Genomic DNA, 22,537 nt, shown 5'->3' on the forward strand with positions numbered 1-22,537 from the left:
GTCAGCCAAGCGCGCGCCGCGCGGTCTCGAACGTCATTTGCGCCGATATTTCCAGCCCCATCGCCGCATTCTCAGGCGAGATGATCTCGACGCTGAACGGAATGATCACGCCCATGCCTTCGAGCGTCGCCGCGAAACCACGGAGATCGAAATCCCCTTCGCCGCAAAGTTTCCGGCGCATCGTATCCTCCGCAAGCGGGCCGGCTGGAGCGGCCGCGGCGTCGTTGACCTGCACGCAGAGAATGCGATCCGCAGGGATGCGTTTCAGCTCCTGCAACGAAATTCCGGCGCGGAAGATATGCCAGCAGTCGATCGCGAGGCCGGCGTTATCAGGCGCGCCATCGAGCAGGTCGAGCACGGCGTCGATGTCCCTGACGTTGCCCCAGGCGACGATCTCCATGGCGACGGCGACGCCCTGATCCGCAGCGCGGCGGCAGAGCGCGCGAAAACGTTCGCGCATCAGCTTGAACGGAATTCCTCGCCTCGCGAGATCGCCGCCGACATTGAAAGAGGTTGCAGCGAAACCGCGACACGCGGCGAGCAGGCCGGCCTGCGCCTCTTCGCCCGTCACGCCATCCACGAACCAGTCGGCGCTGAATTCGACGCTGCGATGAACGACGCCATGGCGATCGAGAATCTCGCGCAGGTTTTCATCCGAGCGCCCGGCCGCGCGCTGCGCGAGATAATCGCGATAATGCAGGCAAAGCCCGACATAGCCGGCCTTAGTCGCCGCGCGAACGCGATCCTCGAAGGAATGACGTGAGATCGTCGCGCCGCCCGGCATGACGCCGGAGATCGTGTGCGAGCTTGAGATCAGCGGCCGCGCCATCGCGCGGCTCAGGATTTCGGCGCGTGGCGCGCGAGAATATCGAGGAACAAAGGCGGCTCATCGCCGCCATGGGCCTCCAGGCTCGCGCCTGTCACGAAGCTTGCGAGCGGACTCGCAAGAAAGAGCGCCGCCGCAGCGATATCTTCGCCCGTTCCGAGGCGCTTCATCGGCAATGACTGTTCGATCGCCTGTCGCGCTTCGCCCGAGCCATAGTAGAGATCAGCCTTCTCGGTCGCGATCATGCCAGCGATGACGCAGTTGACGCGGATCTTCGGTCCCCACTCCTGCGCGAGACTGCGCGTCAGGCTGAGAAGCCCCGCCTTCGCCGCGCCATAGACCGCAGTTCCCGGCGATGGCCGCACCGAAGCGATGCTGGCGATATTCACGATCGCGCCGCCCTCTTCCTGAGCCGCCATCCATCGATGCGCCGCCTGCGAGAGATGGATCGGCGCGAGAAGATTGAGCGCGATGATCGCTTCTGAGAACCGCGCCGAAGCCGTGGCAGCGTCGGCGGCGGGGGAGCCACCGGCGTTGTTGACGAGCACGTCGATCCGGCCATGCTCGGCCGCGAGGCGATCGATAAATTCTTTCGCCTGATCGGCCTTGCGCACGTCGCAGGCGTGGAAGCCTGCTTTTCGTCCTCCGCCTTCGGGCAATTCATCCGGCGCATTGCGCCCGCAGATCGCGACCGTCGCGCCGGCGCGGAGAAACGCCTCGGAGATCGCGCGCCCGATGCCGCGCCCGCCGCCAGTGACGACGACGACGCGTCCGGGAAGCGCGATTGTCGCCGTGGCGGAAGGAAGCCTGTCGCTCACAGCGCCCTCATCACAGCCGCTCGATGATGGTGACGTTCGCCTGACCGCCGCCCTCGCACATGGTCTGCAAGGCGTAGCGACCCTTGCGACGCTCCAGCTCCGCCAGCATCGTCGTCATGATGCGCGCGCCGGTCGCGCCAAGGGGATGACCCAGCGCGATCGCGCCGCCATTCACATTGACCTTCTCGCGCGGAATCTTCAGCTCCTTCATCCAAGCGAGCACCACGGAGGCGAAGGCCTCGTTGCATTCGAAGAGATCGATGTCTTCAATCTTGAGGCCGGCCTTCTCAAGCGCGTGACGCGTCGCGGGAATTGGCGCCGTCAGCATCCAGACGGGATCGGCGGCGCGCACTGACATATGATGGATGCGCGCGCGGGGCTTGAGCTTGTGATCCCTGACGGCGCGTTCGGACGCGACCAGCAGGGCAGCCGACGCATCCGCATTCTGGCTGGCGACGCCAGCCGTGACGCGCCCGCCCTCGACCAGCGGCTTCAAAGCGGCCATGCGTTCGAGCGTCGTATCGCGACGCGGCGTCTCGTCGATCGCGATATCGCCAACTGGTGCAATCTGACTTTTGAACCAACCTTCGTCGATTGCGGCAATCGCCCGCTGATGGCTCGCAAGCGCGAAAGATTCCATCTCCTCGCGCGAGCAATCCCATTTCTCCGCGATCATCTCGGCGGAACGAAACTGGCTGACCTCCTGATCGCCATAGCGCGCGCGCCAGCCGGGCGATGTCGAGAAGGGATCGGGAAATCCGTAAGCCTGCCCCGCCAGCATGGCGCCGGAAATCGGGATCGCATTCATCTGCTGCACGCCGCCGGCGACGACGAGATCTTGCGAGCCGCTCATCACGCCCTGCGCGGCGAAATGCACCGCCTGCTGGCCGGAGCCGCACTGGCGATCAACCGTCGTTCCCGGCACGTGCTCGGGCAATCCCGCGACGAGCCAGCAGGTGCGCGCGATGTCGCCAGCGAGCGGGCCGATCGTGTCGCAGGCGCCGAACACAACGTCCTCGACGGCGTTGGGATCAACACCCGTGCGATCCATCAGCGCCTTCAGCGCGACGCCGCCGAGATCAGCGGGATGCACGTCCGCGAGCGAGCCCTTCTTGCGGCCAACCGGCGTGCGCACGGCGTCGATGATGTAGGCTTCAGCCATGCGCCGCATCCTTGCAGAAGGTGAGATCGGGACCAAGGGGATGCGCGAAGACGCGCTCGGCGACGCGCGCGCGATGAAGCTTCGGCTCGCCCCAGGCGAAGTCCAGGGCCAGCGCGCGCTTTAGAAAGATATGCACGTCGACTTCCCAGGAATAGCCCATGGCGCCGTGGACCTGCACCGCCGTGCGCGCCGCGACATCGGCGGCATCCGACGCCGCGAGTTTCGCGTGAGATACGCGGGCGCGCGATGCGACGCTCTCAAGATGCATCTCTGCCGCCGCAGCATAGAGCACGGGACGCGCGAATTCGATCTTCACCTGCGCGGTGGCGAGGTGATGCTTGATCGCCTGATAGGAGCCGATCGGCTTGCCGAACTGCTGACGCTCCCTGGCGTAGGCGACGGCGAGATCGACGCAGCGCTGCGCGATTCCAAGCAGCTGAGCGGCGGTGAAGAGTGCGCCGCGATCGAACGCGCGCGCAAGCGCGAGCGTAGCTTCGGCGCTGCCCGCGAGGCGGGTCGCGTCCGCCGCCGAAAAATCAACAGTGAACAGTCGCCGAAAAGGATCGATGCTTGGCTGAACTGTCAGCTTCGCCGTCTTCGCATCAATGAGAAACAACGCGCCATCGCGCGCCATCAGAAGCGCGCCCGCCGTGCCCGCGTCGGCGACGAACGGATTTACGGGATGGCCAACAGCGACCGTGATATCGCCGGCGAGAGCCTTCTTCAGCCCAGCCACCGCTTTCGCGTCGCTGGCGAATTCCGCAAGCAGAGGCAGCGCGACGCCTGTGTTTTCGACGAACGGTTCGGGCAAGGCGAAATAGCCGCAGGCTTCCGCCGCCAGCACGAAATCCTGCGCCTCAAGCCCAAGTCCGCCGGCGTTCTCGGGAACGAGCAATCCCTGAAAGCCGAGTTCGGCGATGCGGCGCCAGCGCGCCTCATCGCGCGCCGCGCCCGATTGCATCAGCTTGCGTAACGCTGACGGCTCGCAAGTTTCCCGCAGCAGATCGCGCAGCGTGTCCGCCGCCATCTTCTGCTCGTCGGAGAAAGTGAAATCCATCGCCGATGCCTCACGCGCGCGGCAGGCCGAGCATGCGCTCGGCGATAATGTTGCGCTGGATTTCGTTGGAGCCGGCATAGATCGGCCCCGCGAGCGAGAAGAAATAGCCATCGAGCCAGCGGCCGACATCGCCGGCGGCCGGCGCCGCGCGCAGGAGTTCGGCGCGCGCGCCAAGGATCGACAGGGCGGTGCGATGCAGCGCGATGTCGAGTTCGGACCAGAATATCTTGTTGACGCTTGCTTCGGCCCCGATCTGTCCGCCCGCCATCAGGCGCGACGCGGTTGCATAGATCGAGAGCGCATAAGCGTCCGCATCCATGACGCTTTGCATCACGGCGTCGCGCGTCGAATATTCCACCTCGTCTTGATGCGCCTGATAGAGTTCAATCAGCCGCTTCGCCGCCATCTGGAATCGCGCCGGGCTGCGCAGCATCAGGCCGCGCTCGAAGCCGGCCGTCGCCATGCAGATCGACCACCCCTCGCCTTCGGCGCCGAGCCGGTTGAAGGCGGGAACGCGCACGTCTTCCAGAAAGATTTCCGCAAATCCTGTCTCGCCATCGATCTGCGGAATCGGCTGCACGCGCACGCCCGCTGTGTCGAGCTTGAAGAAGATCAGCGACAGTCCCTTGTGGCGCTGCGATTGTGGATCGCTGCGAAACAGGCCAAATGCCCAGTCCGCGAAGACAGCACGCGACGACCAGATCTTGTGGCCGCTGAGCACATACTCGTCTCCGTCGCGTCGCGCGGTCGAGCGCACGGCGGCGAGATCGCTGCCCGCTTGCGGCTCGGACCAGGCCTGCGCCCAGATTTCATCGCCCGAGGCCATCGCCGACAAAAAGCGCGCCTTCTGTTCCGGCGTTCCGTATTCCATCAATGTCGGGCCGAGCAGAAAGATGCCGTTCTGGTTGACGCGCAGCGGCGCGCCGGCGCGATAATATTCTTCCTCGAAAATCAGCCACTGGATGAGATCAAGCCCGCGCCCGCCATAATCCCTCGGCCAGGTGACCATGCCCCAGCGGCCTTCATTCAGCGTGCGCTCCCACCGGCGATGCGCCTCGAATCCTTCGCGCGACGCGTCGAAGGACGGCAGTGGATCGCGCGGAACATGCGCCTCCATCCAGGCGCGCGCTTCGGCGCGAAAAGCCTTTTGCTCAGGCGTATAGGCGAGGTTCACGCGCGAGATCCGGGTCAGGCCTCGCCGGCCTGTTTCTTGTTCGCGGCCGCCATGCTCTTCGCATCCTGGCCGCCGAGCTTGTCGCCGGTTGAAAGATCGTTCTGCGCATGGGCGAAATGGTGCATGTGATAGACTGCATCCATCGCCGCGCGCTTGCCGCGCAATTCCTCGACATGATTGATCGCCTGCTTGGACAGCCAGAGGCCAAGGCGCGGCTGCTCCGCCAGCTTCGTCGCCATGGCGCGCGCCTCCGCCTCCAGCGCGTCACGCGCGACAAGCCGGTTGACCATCCCGAAATGATGCGCGCGCGCCGCAGGCAGGCGCTCGCCGAGCATCAGAAAATCCTTGGCGACGCGCGGCGGCAGCTCGAAGGGATGGGCAAAATATTCGACGCCGGGAATGCCCATACGCACGACCGGGTCCTGGAAGAACGCGTCCTCAGACGCCACAATGAAATCGCAGACCCAGGCGAGCATCAGGCCGCCGGCGATGCAGGCGCCCTGCACCATGGCGATGGTCGGCTTCGGAATATCGCGCCAGCGCCGGCACATGCCGAGATAGACTTCGTGCTCGCGCGTATAGAGCATTTCGGCCGCGGGCTTGTTGACATGATCGGCCCACATCAACCGGCGATCGAACGATTTCGCGACGTCGCGCCCCGGCGTGCCGATGTCGTGGCCAGCGGAGAAATGCTTGCCTTCGCCCCGCAGCACGATGACCTTGATCGCGTCATCGTCGACGGCGCGCTTGAACGCATCGTCGAGCGCATAGGTCATCTGCGAGTTCTGGGCGTTGTTGTATTTGGGACGATTCATCGTCACCCAGGCGATCGCGCCTTCGACATCATAGCGCACCGGCTCATCGGTCTCGTAAGCGATCGACGTCGGTTGAGTGGGATCGGCCATGGATCAGCGTCCGGATGTTGTGCGCTGCGGCATCAGCCAGACTTAGGTTTGGCCCGGCGCCGCCAAATCGTCTGAAGAGACTAACGCATTTTCGCGCGCCGCCGCAGCCTCGAGGGCCTGCGGCAGCTCATTCGCTGCGCAGGCGAGCTTCACGGCGCCGCGCTCGATGATCAAGGCGCGATCTGCGTAAGGCGCGGTCACGTCGAGGTGCTGCTCGACGATGACGACGGCGGTTCCCGATTCGGCCCAGCGCCTGAGAAAAGCCAGGATCGGCGGCAGCAGCGCCTGCGCGAGGCCCATCGAAGGCTCGTCGCACAACAGCACCTTGGGCTGCGCGATGAAGGCCTGCCCGAGCGCCAGAATCTGCTGCTGGCCGCCGGAAAGATCGCGCGCGTAGGCGCGGCTCTTCTCCTTCAGAATGGGAAAGACTTCGTAGATCTGTTCAACAGCGCGCGAGAAGCCGGCGCGATCTCGCGGCCGGGCAGCTGCGCCCATGCGCAGATTGTCGAAGACGCTGAGCTCGGGAAACACGCGATGGCCGTCGAGCACAAGCCGCAAGCCTTGCCCCGCGATGCGTTCGGGCGCGAGGCCGGCGATGCTCCGGCCCTCCAGCTTCACGTCGCCGCTCGTCGGCTTGTTGAAGCCGGCGATGGCGCGCAGAAGCGTCGATTTGCCGGCGCCATTCTCGCCGCCGATCAGCAGGATTTCCCCCGATCGCGCAGCAAGCGACACCTCGCGCAGCACGGGCATGTCGCCATAGCCGGCGACAAGGTTCTCGACCTCAAGCACGCCGCGCTCCCACGAACATGTGCTGCACGGCCGGATCGCGCGCCACGGCGGCGGGCTCGCCGGAAGCGACGACGCGGCCGGCTTCGAGCACGGTGATCGTGTCGGCGAGACCCCAGACCAGATCGAGATCATGCTCGACGAGCACAATCGTCTTGCCCATGCGCTTGCTGAGGAAAGTCACCAGCGCCGAGAACTGCTTGCGCTCGGCCGGCGACAGGCCGGCGGCGGGCTCGTCGAACAGCAGGATTGGCGCTTCCTTCAAGACGGTACGCGTCACTTCAAGCAGGCGCCGCTGTCCATGCGAGAGAAGCGAAGCGCTGTCCTGACCAAATCGCCGTTCGAGATCGGCGGCGAGTTGATCGAGATGGCCACGGCTCGGTTGCGCGCGCCCGTCGACGCCAATGCGAAGATTGTCCCACAGCGACAGTTCCGCGAACACGCGCGGCGCCTGGAAGGTGCGGCCGACGCCGCTGTTAGCGATGGCGTCGGCGGGCATGCGCGTCGCCTCGGCGCCGGAGATCGACATCGTTCCCGCGTCAAGGCGGCTGAGCCCTGTGAGCACGTTGAGTAGGCTGGTCTTGCCGGAGCCGTTGGCGCCGACGAGGCCGTGCACTTCACCCTGCCTGACCGTGAGATCGACCTTGTCGAGCGCGATCACCTGACCGAAACGCTTGCCGCCGCCGCGCACCTCGATCACCGGGCGTTCGGCGCGCGTCTGTTCGGGAACGACGGGCAAATGGCCGATAAAGGACTCCAGACGGAACGCCTGATCGCCGCCGCCCTTATGCGCGCGCTTGCGCCGCCAATGCTCGATCGAGCCGACAATGCCGTCGGGAAAAAGCATCACAGCGAGCAGCGTGAGGCAGCCATAGATCAGCAGGCGATATTCGATGAGTTGCGCGAGCAGGATGTTCGGCAGGATGTAGATGATCCAGACGCCGACGATCGGGCCGAGCAGTTGCCCACGACCGCCGACCACGACGGCGAAGAAGAAGACGAAGGAGAGTTCGAGTGGAAACGCCGTCGCGCTGACAAAGCCGACGGTCGGCAGATACAGCACGCCGCAGATGCCGGTTCCGATCGAGGCGATGACGAAGCCAATGCAGCGCATGACGCCGGGCTTCACACCAAGAGAACGGGCCGCTTCCGGACTTGCGGCCGCAACGCGCATCATGCGGCCGAGCCGCGACTGGCGCAGCGCGTAATGCACGCCAAGCGCCAGCATTGGAAATATCGCAAGGATGACGCTGAGCGGCGACTGGTGAAGGAGCCAGGTCTCGGTCAGTGCCGGCACGGCGACGCGGATGCCGTTGATGCCGTTGGTCCATTTGTCGAGCGTGACGATGAGCTGGGGAAAGACGATGCCCGCGCTCATCGTGACGAAGCCGAGATGGAAACCCTGCACCCGCAGAGCCGGCAGGGCGAAAAGCAATCCGCCAAGCAACGCTGCAAGCACGCCAATCACAGCAGCGAGAATGAACGGAACGCCTTGCAGGCCATAAGCGATCGCCGCGCCATAGGCGCCGAGGCCAAGGATCGCGCCCTGGCCGAACGACTTCTGGCCGGCGTCGACGAACAGCAGATTCTGGAACACCGACGCCGCGATATAGATGTTCACGACATGGAAGGTGTGCGCCCAATAGTCGTTGCCAAGCAGCGATGGCCCGAACCCTGTCGCAGCGATCAGCGCGACGCCGATCCAGAGCTGCGCCCAGTCGGAATTGAAACGGCCGCGCGCAACCGGCGCGTCCGCAGATGTCGCCTCGACTCCCCGCGCATTCATCGCCGCGCTCATGGTCAGACCCGGCGCGCGGCGGCGCGGCCGAAGAGCCCTTGCGGCCACAGCATCAGGATCGCGACCAGCACCAGCAGCGATGCGAGGTCCTGATAGGCGCCGCCGATCTTGTAGGCGGTCAGCATGGCGACGACGCCGACAAGCGGGCCGCCGATCAGCGTTCCCGCATTGCTGCCGATGCCGCCGACGACGGCCGCGACAAATCCGTTGAGCACATATCGCAATCCGGAATCCGCAGTCACCGACACGACGGGAGCGACGAGAAAGCCGACGGAGCCGACGATCAACCCGCTGATCGCGAAGGCGATGAGTTGCAGCCTTCTCACGGGAAGGCCGGCGGCGCGCGCGGCGTCGAAATCCTGCGACAGCGCGCTGATCGCAAGACCGGTATAGGTGCGGCGCAAAAACAGGCGCAGCGCGACGAACCAGAAGACCATCGCGCCGATGGCGAGCGCATAGGCGCCCGGCGTGCGCACGCCAAGGATGCGGAAACTCGGCGCGATATTCGGAACATTGTAAGCGAAAGGCCCAAGCGTGATCATCAGAATCGCGCCGATGATGACCGACGCCGCCACCGTCGAGATCAGCCAGGAATCCTGCTCGACCGACGAGCGCAGCGGCAGCAACGTGATGTAGCCCTGAAACGTCACGATCGCCGCAACGCCGAGGCCGCCGACGATCAGCATGACGATCCACAATGCGACATCAGCCTCGCTCGCGAGGAGATAGGCCGCGAAGGCGCCGAGGATGAACATGTTGCCCTGCGCGAAATTGAAGATGCCCGTCGCGCCATGAACGATGTTGAAGCTCATGGCGACCGTCGCGAAGATCGATCCGATCGCGATGCCGCGAATGACGATGATCAGAACCTCGTTGAGCAAACCGTTCTCCCCCGGCGCTCCGCCGGCTTCCTGCCCTTGGGCTTTCCGCCAACGCGCGGCGACCGCCAGCGTAGCGAAACAGCCCTCCCCTGCCCGAGTGATGTTCGGCAGGGCCTGATTCAACATCGTTAGAACGGACTACCGGGGCGCCTCGTCTGTCCAGACGATGCCCGACGACAGCCTCCTGAGCAGCTTTCGCGGGGAGGAAACAACATGCTGAAATCATCGACAAAGCGCGCCGTCGAGACCCGTGGATTGCGCCTGATCACCGCCGCTCTTCTCTCCGCCGCCGCAACCTTGTCAGCCTCCCATGCGACGGCCCAGGAGCAGCCGATCAAGATCGGCGGCATTGTCTCCGTCACCGGCGGCGGCGCCTCCATCGGCAAGGTGGCGGAAATCGCCTGGAAGCTTGCGGTTGAGGACATCAACGCCGCCGGCGGCGTGCTTGGCCGCAAGGTGCAACTCGTGATGGCGGATACGCAGACCGATCCGACGCACGCGGTCGCCGAGATGCGCCGCCTCGCCGTCAACGAGAAGGTCGATCTCGTGGTCGGGCCGGCGACGAGTCAGGAAACAATCCCGGTGGTGGCGATCGCCAATGAATACAAGCTGGCGCAAGTGTCGAGCGCGGCGTCGACCGATCTCACGCCGAAATTCGCGCCCTATCACTTCTCGACCTCGGCGACCGGCGCAAACCAGCTGCTGCCGAGCATCAACTATGCGCTCGACAAGAAGAAATATTCCAAGATCGCCCTGCTCTCGGACAATGGCGGCATGTCGAAGGCCGCGATCTCCGATGTGGTCGCGCTCTTGAAGACCAAGAACATCCAGCCCGTCGGCGTGCAGGAATTCGCCTTCCGCACCGAAGATATGACGCCGCAGCTCTTCTCGCTGCGCAACGCCAAGCCCGACGTCATTCTGATGACGAACTCGCTCGGCGACGACACACGCAAGATGCTCAGCAATCGCGGCGACATCGGCTGGGATGTGCCCGTGATGACCAACCAGACCACCGCGAATTTCGCGGTCGGAATCGCAACCGCGATCGGCAAGGAGTCGTTCGAGGGCGTCTACAGCGTGCAGTATGTCGGCATGACCTATTGCAAGGGCGATGCAGTCGGCGCCTCACCCTTCGCAAAATTCGTCAAGCGGGCGCAGGCGGCGGTGCCTGATCTGCAACGGCTTGGCGGCGCGGCTGCGCTGACGCCCTACTACATCCAGCCGATCATTCTGGCGGCTGCGATCAAGGGTTCGGGCAAAACCGACGGCGCATCGATTGCCGCCTGGATCGAGCAGAACTCCGACAAGATCGAAAATATGGTCGGGCCGCTCGCGGCCAGCAAGGAAACGCACTTCCTGCCCGGACCGGAGACGCTGAAGGTTGTGACGCGTCCCTATGACGTCCGCTCGGATGGTCTGCTGGAGCGCGGCGACTGTCCGTGAAAATTCGATCTTTCACGGAAAAGCCGAGCCCTCGCGCCCGGCTTTTATTTTGCGGACTGGAAAGTGAGCTTCCCGCGATCAGCCTGAATTGGCGAGGGCCTGCGCGAGAAATGACGCGTAGGTGTCGAAGCGAATGATGGGATCGCCGCCCTTCCACGCCTCAACCGCATTGCGCACCGCCTGACGCGAACGACGCATCTCAGGCGGCGTCAATTCCAGCATCGGCCCGAACATGGCAGGCGAGTCATAATAGATGATCGGCCGCGGCTGGCCGGCCATCGGGATCACATAGGCAGGGTGATAGCCCGCGGCTTCGATCTTGCGGCACGCTTCCTCGTGATCGTGAACCCAGAAGCCGAGATGCTGCAGCCCCTCGCCGCCGCGCGCGAGGAACTCGCGATAGGGCGATGGCGCATCGTTGGTCTGCTCGATCAACTCGATCTGGACGTCGCCGTGATAGGCGAAGGCGAGCCGCATCTCGATCACGGTGTCTTCGCCGCGAAAGCGCGTTATCGGCGCCGGCTGCGCAACGCCCCGCTCAAGAAAGAGGAAGGGACCGAGGCCGAACACCTCGATCCAATGCTTCATCGCGACTTCGACATCGCGCACGACATAGCCAAGCTGCGTCGCGGGGCCGAGGATCGGCGAAAGCCCGTTCGCCGCGGAGGCTGCTGGCGCCGATATCATCGCCGCGTTCAGGCCGGATAGATTTCAAACAGCCCGGCCGCGCCCATGCCGCCGCCGACGCACATGGTGACGACGCCATATTTCACGCCGCGGCGGCGACCCTCGATGAGAAGATGCCCGGCCATGCGCGCGCCGGTCATACCGAAGGGGTGGCCGATCGCGATCGCGCCGCCATCGACATTGCAGCGCGCGGGATCGATGCCAAGCTTGTCGCGGCAATAAAGCGCCTGACAGGCGAAAGCCTCGTTCAGCTCCCAGAGATCGATATCGTCGATCCTGAGCCCGTGTCGCTCAAGCAGCTTCGGCACAGCGAAGACCGGACCAATGCCCATTTCCTCCGGCGGCACGCCCGCGACCGCCATGCCGCGATAGGCGCCGAGCGGATTCAAATTCTCCCGCGCTGCCGCCTTCGCATCCATTAGCACCAGAGCCGCGGCGCCGTCGGACAATTGCGAGGCGTTGCCAGCGGTCACATGCTCGCCCGCCTTGATGATTTCGCCATCGGCGAACACCGGCTCGAGCTTTGTCAATCCATCCAGCGTGGTGTCGGGACGGAAGCCCTCATCCTGCGAGAGCATCACATCTTCGGCGCGCGTCTCGTTCGTCGCCTTGTCGATGGTGAGCTTGCGGGTCGGCATCGGCGCCAGTTCATCGGCGAAGCGTCGCGCCTGATAGGCCGCAGCGGTGCGCTGCTGGCTTTCGAGCGAGAACTGGTCCTGCGCCTCGCGCGAGACGCCGTATTTCCGCGCCACGATCTCGGCCGTCTCGATCATCGTCATATACATATGCGGCCAATGCGACAGCACGGCCTCCGAACGGGCGCGGTGTGAATTCTTGTGCTTGGTCTGGGTCAGGCTGATTGACTCGATGCCGCCCGCGACCAGCGCCTCCATGCCGTCGACCATGATCTGCTTTGCGCCCGTCGCGATCGCCATCAATCCAGACGAACACATGCGATCGATCGTCATGCCCGACACGGAATCGGGAAGGCCGGCGGACGCGGCTGTGAGACGGCCGATATTGTAGCCCTGCGTGCCTTGCTGCGCGGCGCAGCCGAGAATCACATCCTCGATGCGATCAGGCGCGATGCCGGCGCGGCGCACCGCCTCCGCCGTGACATGGCCTGACAGCGCCGGCGCCTCCGTGTCATTGAACGCGCCGCGAAACGCCTTGCCGATCGGCGTCCTGGCGACCGAGACGATGACGGCTTCGCGCATGGCTCACTCCTCACGGCTTCGCGCGCAGGCGCAGACGGCTTTGCATGCTTTCGCCGGGAGGCCGCAACATCGTCTGATGGGACTAACGGCCTTGAGGCCTCAGATGGAGTAGCCGCCGTCGACCGCGATCACCTGGCCGGTCACAAATCCCGCCCGCGCAGAGGCGAGATAGATCACCGCTTCCGCCACGTCGGCGGCGGAGCCGTTGCGCCGCAGCGGCGTGTTGCGCGCCGCGGCCTCCATATACTTATCGTCGATATAGCCGAGTTTTGTCAGCTCGGGATGCTGGCCGGCCTCGATAATCCCCAGCGCCACGCCGTTGGCGCGCACGCCATAGCGCCCCTCTTCTTTCGCCACGCCTTTCATGATCGCGTTCACGGCCGCCTTCGGCACGACGGAAAGACCGTCGGCGGGCGCGTAGCGAAAATGCGCGGCGGTCTGGCAGGCGACGATGGAGCCGCGGGTGCGGCGCAGATGCGGAATCGCCGCATGAACCACGTTGAAGAAGCCGAAGGCGTCCTGCAGCAGATGCTTGCGCATCAACTCCGGCTCGATCTTGCTGAGATGGATCAGCGGCACCAGCGGCCCCGCGGCGTAAACCACGGTATGCACGCCGCCGGGGCGATGCGAAGCCTGCTCGAACAGGGCACGCGTCGCTTCGGCGTCCGCAACGTTGAGACGATGCGTCGAGGCTTCGCGGCCCTCGCCGCGCACGGCCGTCGCGGCTTCCTCGGAGCGCGCTTCATTGTTGAAGAAAGTCAGCGCGACGTCGCAGCCGTTCGCCGCCAGGGAACGGCTAATTTCAGCGCCCACGCCTCCGCTGCCGCCAATGACGACGGCGACCCCATCGGGAAACAGCGTCTTTGACATGCGTCCCTCAGTCTCCCGCGGCTATGCCGCGCTCACGGGCGCGCGCCCGGCGGATTTCCCTTGATCACGCCAGCGCGCAGATCATGCGGATCGAGCTTGCGGATGACAGTGATCTGCTCCTCGGTCGGCGCGGCCGTGATGTGCTTGCTTGCTGGGGCAAGAAGCGGAAATCCCGTCGCCGCCTGCGCCTGATCGAACGTGACGCCTGGATGCAGCGACAGCACGCGCGCCGCATGATCGGGGCCTTTGAAATCCATCACGCAGAGATCGGTGACGATAATGCCAAGATCGCCGCCGGCGCGGCGCGCGCCTTCAGGGAACCTTTTGTCGGAATAGCCGACGCTCGCGACCACATCGACCTCGCCTTCAATAAAGGCCCGCTTGCTGTGCGCCGGCAGGAACATCGAGTTGCGATGATTGACGCTGTTGCCGGGAAATCCGCGCATGCCGAGCATCTGCACCTTCGGCTTCCTGAAATCGCCAAGGCAGGAGATATTCGCTTGCCCCCAGCGATCGACCTGCACCGGCGTCACCATGGCGTGACGACGGCCTGACCAGACATTGTCGAACACGCGGCCATAGGGCATCCAGCCCGCGAATTTCGGCTTATAGTCGCCGCGCGGCCCAAGCGGCACGGGCTCCTCGACGAGATAGGCTTCGCCATCCGTCATCATCAGTTGCGGCGCGAAGGTAAGTTTTGCGAGGCTCGCCGCGATGCGCGGCAGGACGCCGATGCCGGTCGCCAGCACCTCGCCTTCGCCGCGCCACGCTTCCGCGGCGGCTGCGATGATGAGTTCGGCGAGCGTGAATTCCTTTGCTGTGGTCATGACGAATTCCGCTCAGAAGACCGGCAGCGGCAGGCTGCGGATATGCGACGCGCCGCCGATGCGATCGAGATAGCCCGCCTCTCCCGGCGCGACGTAATCCTGATAATAGCGGGACCAGCCGTCAGGTTCGGCCGCGGACGCGGCGTAAGCTCTGAGGTGCGCGGAGTCCCAGCCATAAGCGTCATGCGCAGCGGTGGGATGAGCGCCGCCAGGCGCCAGCGTCACGCCGCTGACGAAACAACGCTCGAACAGATTCGTTTTCGCGGTGTCGGAATGCGCGAGATCGAGCCGGTCCACCAGCATTTCAGTCGTGACGAAACTGCGCTCCGCGGCGCGCGCGAACAGCCCGTCGAAATAGGGATCTGGACCGTCCGTTTGCGTGTTGCCGAGACGATCGGCGCGGCTGACATGGATCAGCGCCACATCAAGCCTGATCGCCGGCATGGCGAGAAGCGTCTCGCCATCATCATAGGGCGAGCGCACCGTCCTGAATTCGGGATTGTAGGTCAGAACGTCGGAGCCGAGGCCGACGCGCGTCGGCAGGAACGGCAGACGATGCGCCGCCGCCTGCAAACCAATGAGCAGCAGGCCCTCATCAAGCTCATTGACCTCGACCGTTCCCGCTTCGCGCGCCTTGCGGAAATAGGGTTCGATCGGAATCGCATCGAGCGACACGAAACCGTACATGAGCTTCTTCACCTTGCCGGCGGCGCAGAGCATGCCGATCTCCGGCCCGCCATAGGCGACGACGGTCAGATCCTTCAGATCGGATCGCAGGATTTCGCGGATCAGCGCCATGGGCTTGCGACGCGGCCCCCACCCGCCAACGCCGATCGTCATGCCGTCGCGCAATTGCCCGACAACCGACGAGAGAGACATTTCCTTGTTCATCGGCCTCACTATTCAGCAGACAGAAAATTCGTGCGGCGCTCAGCCATGAAAGCCGCGCCCTTCGGCCGCGAGCCGTTCGATGAGAGGCGCGGGCCGGAAATGATCTTCGCCAGTCGAGGCGCCATAGCCGCGAAGCGCCTTTGCGATTTCCGGCAGGCCAACCTGATCGGCGTAGAACATCGGGCCGCCGAGATAACGCGGGAAACCGAAACCGCTGGTCCAGATCACATCGACGTCGCCGGCGCGCGCCGCGCCGCCTTCCTCAAGGATCAGCGCCGCTTCATTGATCATGGCGTAGAGGCAGCGCTCGACGATTTCCTGATCAGAGATGGCGCGCGCCGTCAGCCCGCGCTCCGCGCGATAGGCGCCAAGCAAATCCTCGGTCGCCTTGTCGGGCGATGATTTCCGCTTCTCGTCATAGGCGTAGTAGCCCGCGCCCGATTTCTGACCGAGCCGTCCCGCGGCGATCAGCCGGTCGACGATGTCGCAACTCCGTTCCCGCGCCGTCATCCGCGAGAAGCGTGCGCGGCGCGTTGCGGCGATCACATCGAGGCCGGCCATGTCAGCGAGCGCGAGGGGGCCGACGGGAAAGCCGAAACGCACCAGCGCCGCATCAATCTGCCAGGGCGTCGCGCCCTCCTCCAGCAGGAAAAGCGCCTCGCGCGTGCGCTTCGACAGCATGCGGTTGGCGACAAAACCTTCGGAACGGCCGACCATGACGGGAATTTTCCCCAACGCCTTGCCGAATTGCATGATCGTCGCAAGCACGTCGGGCGCGGTCTTTGTCGCGCGGACATTCTCAAGAAGCTTCATGGCGTAGGCGGGATTGAAGAAATGCATCCCGCAGATATTTTCGGGATGTGCGCTCGCTGTCGCGAGATCGTCGATATCGAGAAATGAGGTGTTCGTCGCGATGATCGCATCGTCGCGCAGCGCGCGGCTCAAACGGGCGATCATCTCGCGCTTCGGCCCGACCTCCTCGGCGATCGTCTCGATCGCGAGGTCAACGCTCTTCAGATCATCAAGCGACGTCGTCGCCGACAGGCGCGCCAGCCGTGAATCCGTCTCTTCCTGCGAGAGGCTGCCGCGGCTTTTCTGGCCCTCATAGATGTTCGCGACCGCTCCGCGCGCCTTGGCGAGAGACGCTTCCGACCGGCCAAGCAGAATAACGGGGAGGCCTACATCGAGACAGCAGACGGCGATCCCGCGCGCCATCAATCCCGTTCCGGCAATGACGACGCTTTTAATCGGGCGCGGCTGTGCGTCAGCCGTCGCGCCGTCGAGCTTCTGCGCCGCGCGTTCGGCGACGAAGAGATGACGCAACGCCTTCGATTGTGGCGACGTGACAAGGCCGCGAATGACTGTCCGTTCCTTCACGGCCGCTTCCGCAAACGGCGTCTCAGCCGCCATCTCGAACAAATCGACCGCCACCTGCGGCGCGTTGAAGCCGCGATATTTCCGCGCCAGCGCAGTACGTGCGGCCTCCGCGGCCGCCTTGTCGAAAGCGGGAAACGGCCTTTCGCTGACGCGTCGCGGCGGAGAGTCCTCAGCGATGAGTCGCTGCGCATAGACCGTCGCGCCCGCCTGCAGATCGCCATCCGTAATTTCGTCAATCAGGCCGCATTCAAACGCCTGCGCCGCCGTCAGCTCGACGCCCCCACTGATCATCTTAAGCGCCGTCTCGACGCCAACGAGTCGCGGCAATCGCACCACGCCGCCGGCGCCCGGCAGAATGCCAAGTTTCACCTCGGGAACGCCAAGCCGCGCGTCGCGCGCAGCGATGCGATAGTTGCAGGCGAGCGCAAGTTCGAGGCCGCCGCCCAACGCCGTTCCATGAATCGCGGCGATCACGGGCTTCGCGCAGGCGTCGAGACGCGCGATCACCTCGGCCAATTGCGGATCGAGCATCGGCCGCCCGAGTTCGCGAATGTCGGCGCCCACGACGAAAGTGCGCCCCTTGCAGATCAGCACGAGCGTCTTTGCGCTCGCATTCGCCTCGAATGCGTCGAGCGCGCCAACAAGCCCGGCGCGCACGCCATGCGACAGCGCATTGACGGGCGGATTGTCGATGAAAGCGAGCATCATCTCGCCTGATTGCGAGGTCGAAACCGGATTGCGAAACGCGTCGTTCATGCCGGGTCGGCGCTCGCGCGCACGCGACGCTTCAACGAGCCTTGCAGGTCTTTTCTCTCAACGACCGCAGCGCCCATCGCCTCCGCCCGCTTTCTCTGGAATCTGTCGCGAAGCCAAGGAGTTCGCAGCTTCGATCGAACCGTCGCAAGGGAGCTGCTGCATCGTCTGAAGGGACTAAAATCGCCGGCTCTCACCAGAGTGTCGGCAAGAGGTCTTTTGTATAGGCGGCGCACTCGGAAAACCGGCCGTCGCGCGCCTTGCGGACCCATTCGGGATCAGCGAGCAGGGCGCGGCCGACGGCGAGCAGATCGAATTCTCCGCGCGCGAAAGCTTCCGCGACCGGCGCGACCGAAGCCGGCTCCGCGGCTCTGAGGCCCGGGCGATCAAGACCCACGCTGCCAACCGCGATGACGGGCGCGCCGGTGAGAAGTTTCGTCCAACCCGCGAGTGTGCGCGCGCCTTCATCAGGGAATCCCGGCTCCCAGGCGCGACGGGTCGAACAATGAAAGAGCGAGACGCCGGCGTCGCGCAGAGGCTCCAGCACATCGGCAAGTTCTCGCGGCGTGTCGGCGAGCTTCGCCGCATAGTCCTGCTGCTTCCATTGCGAGAAGCGAAAGGAAATCGGGAAATAGGCGCCGACGCGCGCCCGCATCGCGCTGACGATCTCGACCGCGAAGCGCGTCCGCGCGCGGCGGTCGCCGCCATAGCGATCCGTCCTGCGGTTTGTCACAGCCCAGAAAAATTCGTCGATGAGATAGCCGTGCGCGCCGTGAATTTCGACGCCGTCACAACCCATGTGTTTTGCGTCAGCGGCGGCTTGGGCGTAAGATCCGATGACCTCGGCGATCTCTTTCTCCGTCATCGCATGGGTGACATCGGGAAGGCCTGTGAACGCATTCGCATTCTCGGATGGACCAAATCCGGGAACATCGGGATCCGGCGCCATGCCGCGGCGGCGGAAACTGCCGGTGTGCCAGAGCTGCGGAAAGAAGAGTCCGCCCGCGGCGTGCACGGCTCTCACCACATCGCTCCAGCCGGAGAGAGTGGTCTCGCCCGCAAAATAGGGAACGCCTTCGTAGCTCGGCGCAGAGGGATGGCTGATATAGGTCCCCTCGCTGATGATGAGGCCGACGCCATTCGCCGCGCGCCGCGCGTAATAATCCGCGACGGTGGCGTGCGGCGCGCCATCCGGACAGAGATAGCGCGACATCGGCGCCATCGCGATGCGGCTTTGCAGCGACAGACCGGCGATTTCCGCGGGCTCGAACAGCGCGTCGAGCGCTGAAGGCGCCTCAGCGGACGCGATTTCCTGTGATTTCATGTCCGGCCCGCATAGTCTCAATGAAGCGCTCCAGCGGCGCAGGCGCCGCGAGCGCCGCATCACCAAGGCCGCCCGCCTCCCAGAATTTCTTCCAGGACGGAAACAGATCGTGGAACGAACCATGATAAGGCTCGCGGCCCGGCCAGCGCATCTTGCGCGATCCGATCGGCGGTTTGTTAAGATCGGTCGCGTACCAGTAAAGCGGCTGGCGGCGGCGGAAATACCAGCGGCCGGCGATGCGCTCATAACGATCGAAATACATCATCTGCATGATGACCCATTCGCCGCCGGTCTCATGCTCGTTCTTGGAATAGACGATGCCAACGGCGCTGTCTGGCGTCTCAAACTCAATGATCTGGGTGCCGACATGATGCGAGGTGCCGTCGAACTGGCTGCGCATCGTCTCGTCGAGCCAGTCGCGTAACGCCCGACGCCCGCTCTTTCCCTTCCCGACCGCGACGTCCTCCGGAAACAGGTTCGCCATCGCATCCATGTCGCGCATGTCAAGCGCGAGCGAATATTTGGAGATGAGCTGGCGGATCTCGTCGCGGGATTCGATTCGATCGAGTCGCGCGAGGATTTCGGCGCTGCGGTCCTCCATGGCGGCCTCCGTCAGCGGCTCAGAAATAATAGCGGCCGATCGCGTCGGCGACGCAGGCCGGCTTCTGTCCGCCCTCGATCTCGATCGTGACGCGGACGATAGTCTGGACCGCCTTCTCCGTCAGCAACTCCGCCTTGACGAGCTCACCGACGCCGCGCACGCGCGAATTCACCTTGACAGGCGCGGGAAAGCGCACGCGGTCGCAGCCATAATTCACGCCCATGGTCATGCCTTCGGCGCGAAACAGCTCCGGCAGGAACATGTTGACCAGCGACAGCGTGAGATAGCCATGCGCCACCGTCGCGCCGAACGGGCCTGACTTCGCGCGCTCAGGGTCGACATGGATCCATTGATGATCGCCCGTCGCCTCGGCGAAGAGATCGATGCGCTCCTGATCGATCAGCAGCCACTCGCTGGCGCCGAGCGCACTGCCGACATTCGTGACCGCCTCATCAGCCGATCTGAAGACGAGACCCATCAGGCGCGCTGGCTCGACACGGATACGACTTCGCCGACCATGTATCCGGCGTAGTCGCTCGCAAGAAACATGATGACGTTCGCGATCTCCCAGACCTCCGCCGGGCGCCCGAACGCCTCCTGGCGCGACAGCGAATCGAGAAATTCCTGCGGCGCCGATCGCTTGAGGAATTCATGCATGGCGATCGAGGGCGAGACCGCGTTGATGCGCACGCCATGTTCGGCCGCCTCGACAGCGCTGCAACGGGTCAGCGCCATGACGCCGGCCTTCGCCGCGGCGTAATGCGCCTGCCCCTTCTGCGCGCGCCATCCCAGCACCGACGCATTGTTGATGATCGCGCCCGCGCGACGCGGAATCATCTTCTTCAGCATGGCGCGCGTCATGCGGAACGTGCCGGTGAGCGTCACGTCGAGAACCAGGCTCCATTCCGCGTCAGTCATTTCAACAACAGGCTTGAGCCCGCCAAGGCCAGCGTTGTTGACGAGCACATCGACGCCGCCAAGCTCCGCTTCCGCCGCATCGACCAGCGCCTGCACCTGCGCCTCGTCGGAGACGTTGCACATCAGGCGCGAGATTGGCGTATCCGGCGCGACGGCAGCCAGCTTCTCCACCGCTTCATCAAGCCGACGCTCATGAATGTCGGAGATCATCAGTGCGCGGCAGCCCTCCTCCAGCGCGCGCTTCGCCGTTGCAAAGCCGATGCCGACGCCGGCCGCCGCGGTGATGAGAACGGACTTTCCCTTGAGCAGCCCGTGACCTGGCACGTAGGCCGGAATCGGCGGCGCTTCGCTCATGCCTTGTTCGCCTTCGCGCGATCGAAATCCGCGTCCCGCTTCGCAACGAACGCGTCGCGCGCCTCCTGCGATTCCGCCGTCATATAGGCCTGCGCTGTGAAGCCCTGCTCCCAGCGATACTTTTGTTCGAGATCGCCATCCTCGACGCCGTTCAGCGCTTCCTTCGCCAGTCGGATCATGGTCGGGCTCTTGGCCGCGATCTTGCGCGCCAGCTCTATCGCCGCTTCGCGCAAGTTTTCGCGCGGCACGATCTTCTCCACGGCCCCAAGACGGTGGGCTTCGGCCGCATCGATCATCTCGCCGGTGAAATACATCTGGCGGACCTTCTGCACCGGGAACATGCGCTGGAGGTGCGCACCGGCGCCGAGCGCGCCGCGATCGACTTCCGGGACGCCAAAATGCGCGCAAGGCGACGCGATGATGATGTCCACTGCGCCGCAGATGCCGATGCCGCCGCCGAGCACGAAACCATGCACAGCCGCGATCGCCGGCTTCAGCCCGCGATGAAGCGCGCGGAAGGTCTCATAGTTGCCGGCATTGACTTCGGGGATCAGGCCCGGATTGGCCTGCAGCTCCTTGATGTCGACGCCGGCGCAGAAGCCGCGCCCCTCGGCGCGGATCACGATCACGCGGACATCGGCGTTGGCGTTAAGGGCGTCGATCTCCTGCGACAGGCTGCGCCATCCCGCGCTGTTCAAGGCGTTCACCGGCGGCGCATCGATGATGATTTCACCGACGCCGTCTTCAATCACAATCCGAAATGGCCCGCTCATGCCGCTCCCTTCCTCGCGACATCAGGCGCCGCAAGCGCCGTCAATCGATCGATGCTCACCTGAGCTTCACGCATGATGCGCGCGATGAGCTCGACGCAGCTCTCAAGTTTCTCGATCGCCGCAGCAGCCTGCCCGCTCGGCAGCAATCCGTTGTCGGGATCGCCATCGCGCACGCCGCGCTGCACGAGCGTCGGCAAGTTCGGCGCCATCACGGTCTGCGCGAAACTTGAATCCGCAGCCGACGTCGCCTTGAGACCCAGCTTGATCATGTCGATCATTCCAAGGCCCGCCTCCGCGCCCCATCGGCGCGCATGCGCGATCGACATCGCGAGCCGCGCGGGCAGACCCATGCCCTCGAGGCGGCGAATCTCGTCATTCTCGATGAAGCGCTGCGGCAGACCGTCGACCGCGAGCGTCACGCGAATATGCGCGGGATCCTTCGTCGCGAGATAGCGATCGAGCGCGCTTTTCGGCACCGGCGAGTCAGTCGTCATGAGAAAGCGCGTCCCCATGGCGATTCCCGCTGCGCCATAAGCGAGAGCCGCCGCGAGCCCGCGCCCATCGAAGAAGCCGCCGGCCGCGACAACGGGGACTTTGACGGCGTCGAGCACTTGCGGCAGCAGCACTGTCGTCGGCGATGCGCCGGTGTGGCCGCCGCCCTCGCCGCCCTGCACCGTGATCACATCGGCGCCGAGTTCCACCGCTTTCACCGCGTGTTTCAAGGCGCCAACTGTCGGCATGCAGATGACGCCGGCGTCCTTCAGCCGCTTGATCGTCTTCGCATCAGGTCCGCGGCCGTAGCTCACGGCGCGCACCTTATGCCTGATCACCATCTCAAGCACTTCCTCCGCGTTCGGCTGGAACATGTGGAAGTTCACGCCGAACGACGCCGAAGTCAGCGACTTCACCTTGAGAATTTCGGCTTCGACTTCGCCAGCCGGAATCGTCGCGCCGGCGAGAAAGCCGAAACCTCCGGCGTTTCCGGTCGCGGCCGTCAGCTTCGCGTCGGCGACCCATCCCATCGCCGTCTGAACGACAGGATATCGGCAGCCGAGGCGATCACACAGCTCGGTTCGCAATCCTTCAACCATTCCT

General features: G+C 64.6%; 22 protein-coding genes. 1 reads left to right on the forward strand and 21 read right to left on the reverse strand.

Going from position 1 to position 22,537, the window contains the following annotated elements:
• Position 1: 1 nt before the first annotated feature.
• Genes L8F45_RS12730 through L8F45_RS12770 form a run of 9 tightly spaced genes read right to left on the reverse strand, consistent with a single transcriptional unit; the run spans position 2 to position 9,407 of the window.
• Positions 2–829: a sugar phosphate isomerase/epimerase family protein gene (locus tag L8F45_RS12730; protein WP_342363232.1), complete on the reverse strand. Its 828-nt coding sequence runs from the start codon at positions 827–829 to the stop codon at positions 2–4.
• Between the two features lie 8 nt (positions 830–837).
• A complete protein-coding gene (locus L8F45_RS12735) occupies positions 838–1,644 on the reverse strand; it encodes an SDR family oxidoreductase (protein WP_342363233.1) in 807 nt (268 codons plus the stop codon).
• A gap of 10 nt (positions 1,645–1,654) precedes the next feature.
• A complete protein-coding gene (locus tag L8F45_RS12740) occupies positions 1,655–2,806 on the reverse strand; it encodes an acetyl-CoA C-acetyltransferase (RefSeq protein ID WP_342363234.1) in 1,152 nt (383 codons plus the stop codon).
• Positions 2,799–3,863, reverse strand: a complete 1,065-nt coding sequence (locus tag L8F45_RS12745; protein ID WP_342363235.1) for an acyl-CoA dehydrogenase family protein — start codon at positions 3,861–3,863, stop codon at positions 2,799–2,801. The genes L8F45_RS12740 and L8F45_RS12745 overlap by 8 nt, the downstream gene beginning before the upstream one ends.
• Before the next feature lie 10 nt (positions 3,864–3,873).
• Positions 3,874–5,037, reverse strand: coding sequence for an acyl-CoA dehydrogenase family protein (locus L8F45_RS12750; RefSeq protein WP_342363236.1), 1,164 nt, complete (start codon positions 5,035–5,037; stop codon positions 3,874–3,876).
• 14 nt (positions 5,038–5,051) lie between these two features.
• Positions 5,052–5,942: an enoyl-CoA hydratase gene (locus L8F45_RS12755; RefSeq protein WP_342363237.1), complete on the reverse strand. Its 891-nt coding sequence runs from the start codon at positions 5,940–5,942 to the stop codon at positions 5,052–5,054.
• A 42-nt stretch (positions 5,943–5,984) separates the two neighbouring features.
• A complete protein-coding gene (locus L8F45_RS12760; RefSeq protein ID WP_342363238.1) occupies positions 5,985–6,731 on the reverse strand; it encodes an ABC transporter ATP-binding protein in 747 nt (248 codons plus the stop codon).
• The gene (locus L8F45_RS12765; protein WP_342363239.1) at positions 6,724–8,514 is read right to left on the reverse strand and encodes a branched-chain amino acid ABC transporter ATP-binding protein/permease; all 1,791 of its coding nucleotides are present in this window, start codon (positions 8,512–8,514) and stop codon (positions 6,724–6,726) included. The genes L8F45_RS12760 and L8F45_RS12765 overlap by 8 nt, the downstream gene beginning before the upstream one ends.
• A gap of 14 nt (positions 8,515–8,528) precedes the next feature.
• The gene (locus tag L8F45_RS12770; RefSeq protein ID WP_342363240.1) at positions 8,529–9,407 is read right to left on the reverse strand and encodes a branched-chain amino acid ABC transporter permease; all 879 of its coding nucleotides are present in this window, start codon (positions 9,405–9,407) and stop codon (positions 8,529–8,531) included.
• A 213-nt stretch (positions 9,408–9,620) separates the two neighbouring features.
• Here L8F45_RS12770 and L8F45_RS12775 point away from each other — a divergent pair, with 213 nt between their 5' ends.
• A complete protein-coding gene (locus tag L8F45_RS12775) occupies positions 9,621–10,850 on the forward strand; it encodes an ABC transporter substrate-binding protein (protein ID WP_342363241.1) in 1,230 nt (409 codons plus the stop codon).
• A gap of 78 nt (positions 10,851–10,928) precedes the next feature.
• On the opposite strand, the gene L8F45_RS12780 is transcribed toward L8F45_RS12775, so the two are convergent.
• The 12 genes from L8F45_RS12780 to L8F45_RS12835 all read right to left on the reverse strand — a co-directional run bounded on the left by L8F45_RS12780 (position 10,929) and on the right by L8F45_RS12835 (position 22,533).
• Positions 10,929–11,537: a VOC family protein gene (locus L8F45_RS12780; protein WP_342363242.1), complete on the reverse strand. Its 609-nt coding sequence runs from the start codon at positions 11,535–11,537 to the stop codon at positions 10,929–10,931.
• Between the two features lie 8 nt (positions 11,538–11,545).
• Positions 11,546–12,754 (reverse strand): acetyl-CoA C-acyltransferase, encoded by a 1,209-nt coding sequence (locus L8F45_RS12785; protein WP_342363243.1) that lies wholly within the window; start codon positions 12,752–12,754, stop codon positions 11,546–11,548.
• Positions 12,755–12,853: 99 nt separating this feature from the next.
• Positions 12,854–13,624 carry an SDR family NAD(P)-dependent oxidoreductase gene (locus L8F45_RS12790; RefSeq protein ID WP_342363244.1) on the reverse strand — a complete coding sequence of 257 codons (771 nt, stop codon included), beginning with the start codon at positions 13,622–13,624 and terminating at the stop codon, positions 12,854–12,856.
• 32 nt (positions 13,625–13,656) lie between these two features.
• Positions 13,657–14,451, reverse strand: coding sequence for a CoA-transferase subunit beta (locus tag L8F45_RS12795; protein WP_342363245.1), 795 nt, complete (start codon positions 14,449–14,451; stop codon positions 13,657–13,659).
• Between the two features lie 12 nt (positions 14,452–14,463).
• Positions 14,464–15,330, reverse strand: coding sequence for a CoA transferase subunit A (locus tag L8F45_RS12800; RefSeq protein WP_342363246.1), 867 nt, complete (start codon positions 15,328–15,330; stop codon positions 14,464–14,466).
• Positions 15,331–15,381: 51 nt separating this feature from the next.
• Positions 15,382–17,475 (reverse strand): 3-hydroxyacyl-CoA dehydrogenase NAD-binding domain-containing protein, encoded by a 2,094-nt coding sequence (locus L8F45_RS12805; RefSeq protein ID WP_342363247.1) that lies wholly within the window; start codon positions 17,473–17,475, stop codon positions 15,382–15,384.
• Positions 17,476–17,665: 190 nt separating this feature from the next.
• Positions 17,666–18,796 carry an NADH:flavin oxidoreductase gene (locus L8F45_RS12810; protein ID WP_342363248.1) on the reverse strand — a complete coding sequence of 377 codons (1,131 nt, stop codon included), beginning with the start codon at positions 18,794–18,796 and terminating at the stop codon, positions 17,666–17,668.
• Entirely contained in the window at positions 18,768–19,397 is a 630-nt protein-coding gene (locus L8F45_RS12815; protein WP_342363249.1) for a nuclear transport factor 2 family protein, read from the reverse strand. Before L8F45_RS12815 ends, L8F45_RS12810 begins: the two co-directional genes overlap by 29 nt.
• Positions 19,398–19,416: 19 nt before the next feature.
• A complete protein-coding gene (locus L8F45_RS12820) occupies positions 19,417–19,875 on the reverse strand; it encodes a MaoC family dehydratase (protein ID WP_342363250.1) in 459 nt (152 codons plus the stop codon).
• Positions 19,875–20,669 carry an SDR family oxidoreductase gene (locus L8F45_RS12825; protein ID WP_342363251.1) on the reverse strand — a complete coding sequence of 265 codons (795 nt, stop codon included), beginning with the start codon at positions 20,667–20,669 and terminating at the stop codon, positions 19,875–19,877. Before L8F45_RS12825 ends, L8F45_RS12820 begins: the two co-directional genes overlap by 1 nt.
• Positions 20,666–21,442 carry an enoyl-CoA hydratase family protein gene (locus L8F45_RS12830; protein ID WP_342363252.1) on the reverse strand — a complete coding sequence of 259 codons (777 nt, stop codon included), beginning with the start codon at positions 21,440–21,442 and terminating at the stop codon, positions 20,666–20,668. Before L8F45_RS12830 ends, L8F45_RS12825 begins: the two co-directional genes overlap by 4 nt.
• Positions 21,439–22,533 (reverse strand): NAD(P)H-dependent flavin oxidoreductase, encoded by a 1,095-nt coding sequence (locus L8F45_RS12835; protein WP_342363253.1) that lies wholly within the window; start codon positions 22,531–22,533, stop codon positions 21,439–21,441. Before L8F45_RS12835 ends, L8F45_RS12830 begins: the two co-directional genes overlap by 4 nt.
• Between the last annotated feature and the right edge of the window lie 4 nt (positions 22,534–22,537).

The sequence above is a fragment of the Terrirubrum flagellatum genome, from assembly GCF_022059845.1.
Taxonomy (GTDB): Bacteria; Pseudomonadota; Alphaproteobacteria; order Rhizobiales; family Beijerinckiaceae; genus Terrirubrum; species Terrirubrum flagellatum.

Bases quoted from the DNA above. Each gene is read 5' to 3' on its own strand.
- L8F45_RS12730 (WP_342363232.1), bottom strand. From the start codon at position 829: ATGGCGCGGCCGCTGATCTCAAGCTCGCACACGATCTCCGGCGTCATG.
- L8F45_RS12740 (WP_342363234.1), bottom strand. From the start codon at position 2,806: ATGGCTGAAGCCTACATCATCGACGCCGTGCGCACGCCGGTTGGCCGC.
- L8F45_RS12745 (WP_342363235.1), bottom strand. From the start codon at position 3,863: ATGGATTTCACTTTCTCCGACGAGCAGAAGATGGCGGCGGACACGCTG.
- L8F45_RS12755 (WP_342363237.1), bottom strand. From the start codon at position 5,942: ATGGCCGATCCCACTCAACCGACGTCGATCGCTTACGAGACCGATGAG.
- L8F45_RS12765 (WP_342363239.1), bottom strand. From the start codon at position 8,514: ATGAATGCGCGGGGAGTCGAGGCGACATCTGCGGACGCGCCGGTTGCG.
- L8F45_RS12775 (WP_342363241.1), top strand. From the start codon at position 9,621: ATGCTGAAATCATCGACAAAGCGCGCCGTCGAGACCCGTGGATTGCGC.
- L8F45_RS12780 (WP_342363242.1), bottom strand. From the start codon at position 11,537: ATGATATCGGCGCCAGCAGCCTCCGCGGCGAACGGGCTTTCGCCGATC.
- L8F45_RS12785 (WP_342363243.1), bottom strand. From the start codon at position 12,754: ATGCGCGAAGCCGTCATCGTCTCGGTCGCCAGGACGCCGATCGGCAAG.
- L8F45_RS12790 (WP_342363244.1), bottom strand. From the start codon at position 13,624: ATGTCAAAGACGCTGTTTCCCGATGGGGTCGCCGTCGTCATTGGCGGC.
- L8F45_RS12795 (WP_342363245.1), bottom strand. From the start codon at position 14,451: ATGACCACAGCAAAGGAATTCACGCTCGCCGAACTCATCATCGCAGCC.
- L8F45_RS12800 (WP_342363246.1), bottom strand. From the start codon at position 15,330: ATGTCTCTCTCGTCGGTTGTCGGGCAATTGCGCGACGGCATGACGATC.
- L8F45_RS12805 (WP_342363247.1), bottom strand. From the start codon at position 17,475: ATGAACGACGCGTTTCGCAATCCGGTTTCGACCTCGCAATCAGGCGAG.
- L8F45_RS12810 (WP_342363248.1), bottom strand. From the start codon at position 18,796: ATGAAATCACAGGAAATCGCGTCCGCTGAGGCGCCTTCAGCGCTCGAC.
- L8F45_RS12815 (WP_342363249.1), bottom strand. From the start codon at position 19,397: ATGGAGGACCGCAGCGCCGAAATCCTCGCGCGACTCGATCGAATCGAA.
- L8F45_RS12820 (WP_342363250.1), bottom strand. From the start codon at position 19,875: ATGGGTCTCGTCTTCAGATCGGCTGATGAGGCGGTCACGAATGTCGGC.
- L8F45_RS12825 (WP_342363251.1), bottom strand. From the start codon at position 20,669: ATGAGCGAAGCGCCGCCGATTCCGGCCTACGTGCCAGGTCACGGGCTG.
- L8F45_RS12830 (WP_342363252.1), bottom strand. From the start codon at position 21,442: ATGAGCGGGCCATTTCGGATTGTGATTGAAGACGGCGTCGGTGAAATC.
- L8F45_RS12835 (WP_342363253.1), bottom strand. From the start codon at position 22,533: ATGGTTGAAGGATTGCGAACCGAGCTGTGTGATCGCCTCGGCTGCCGA.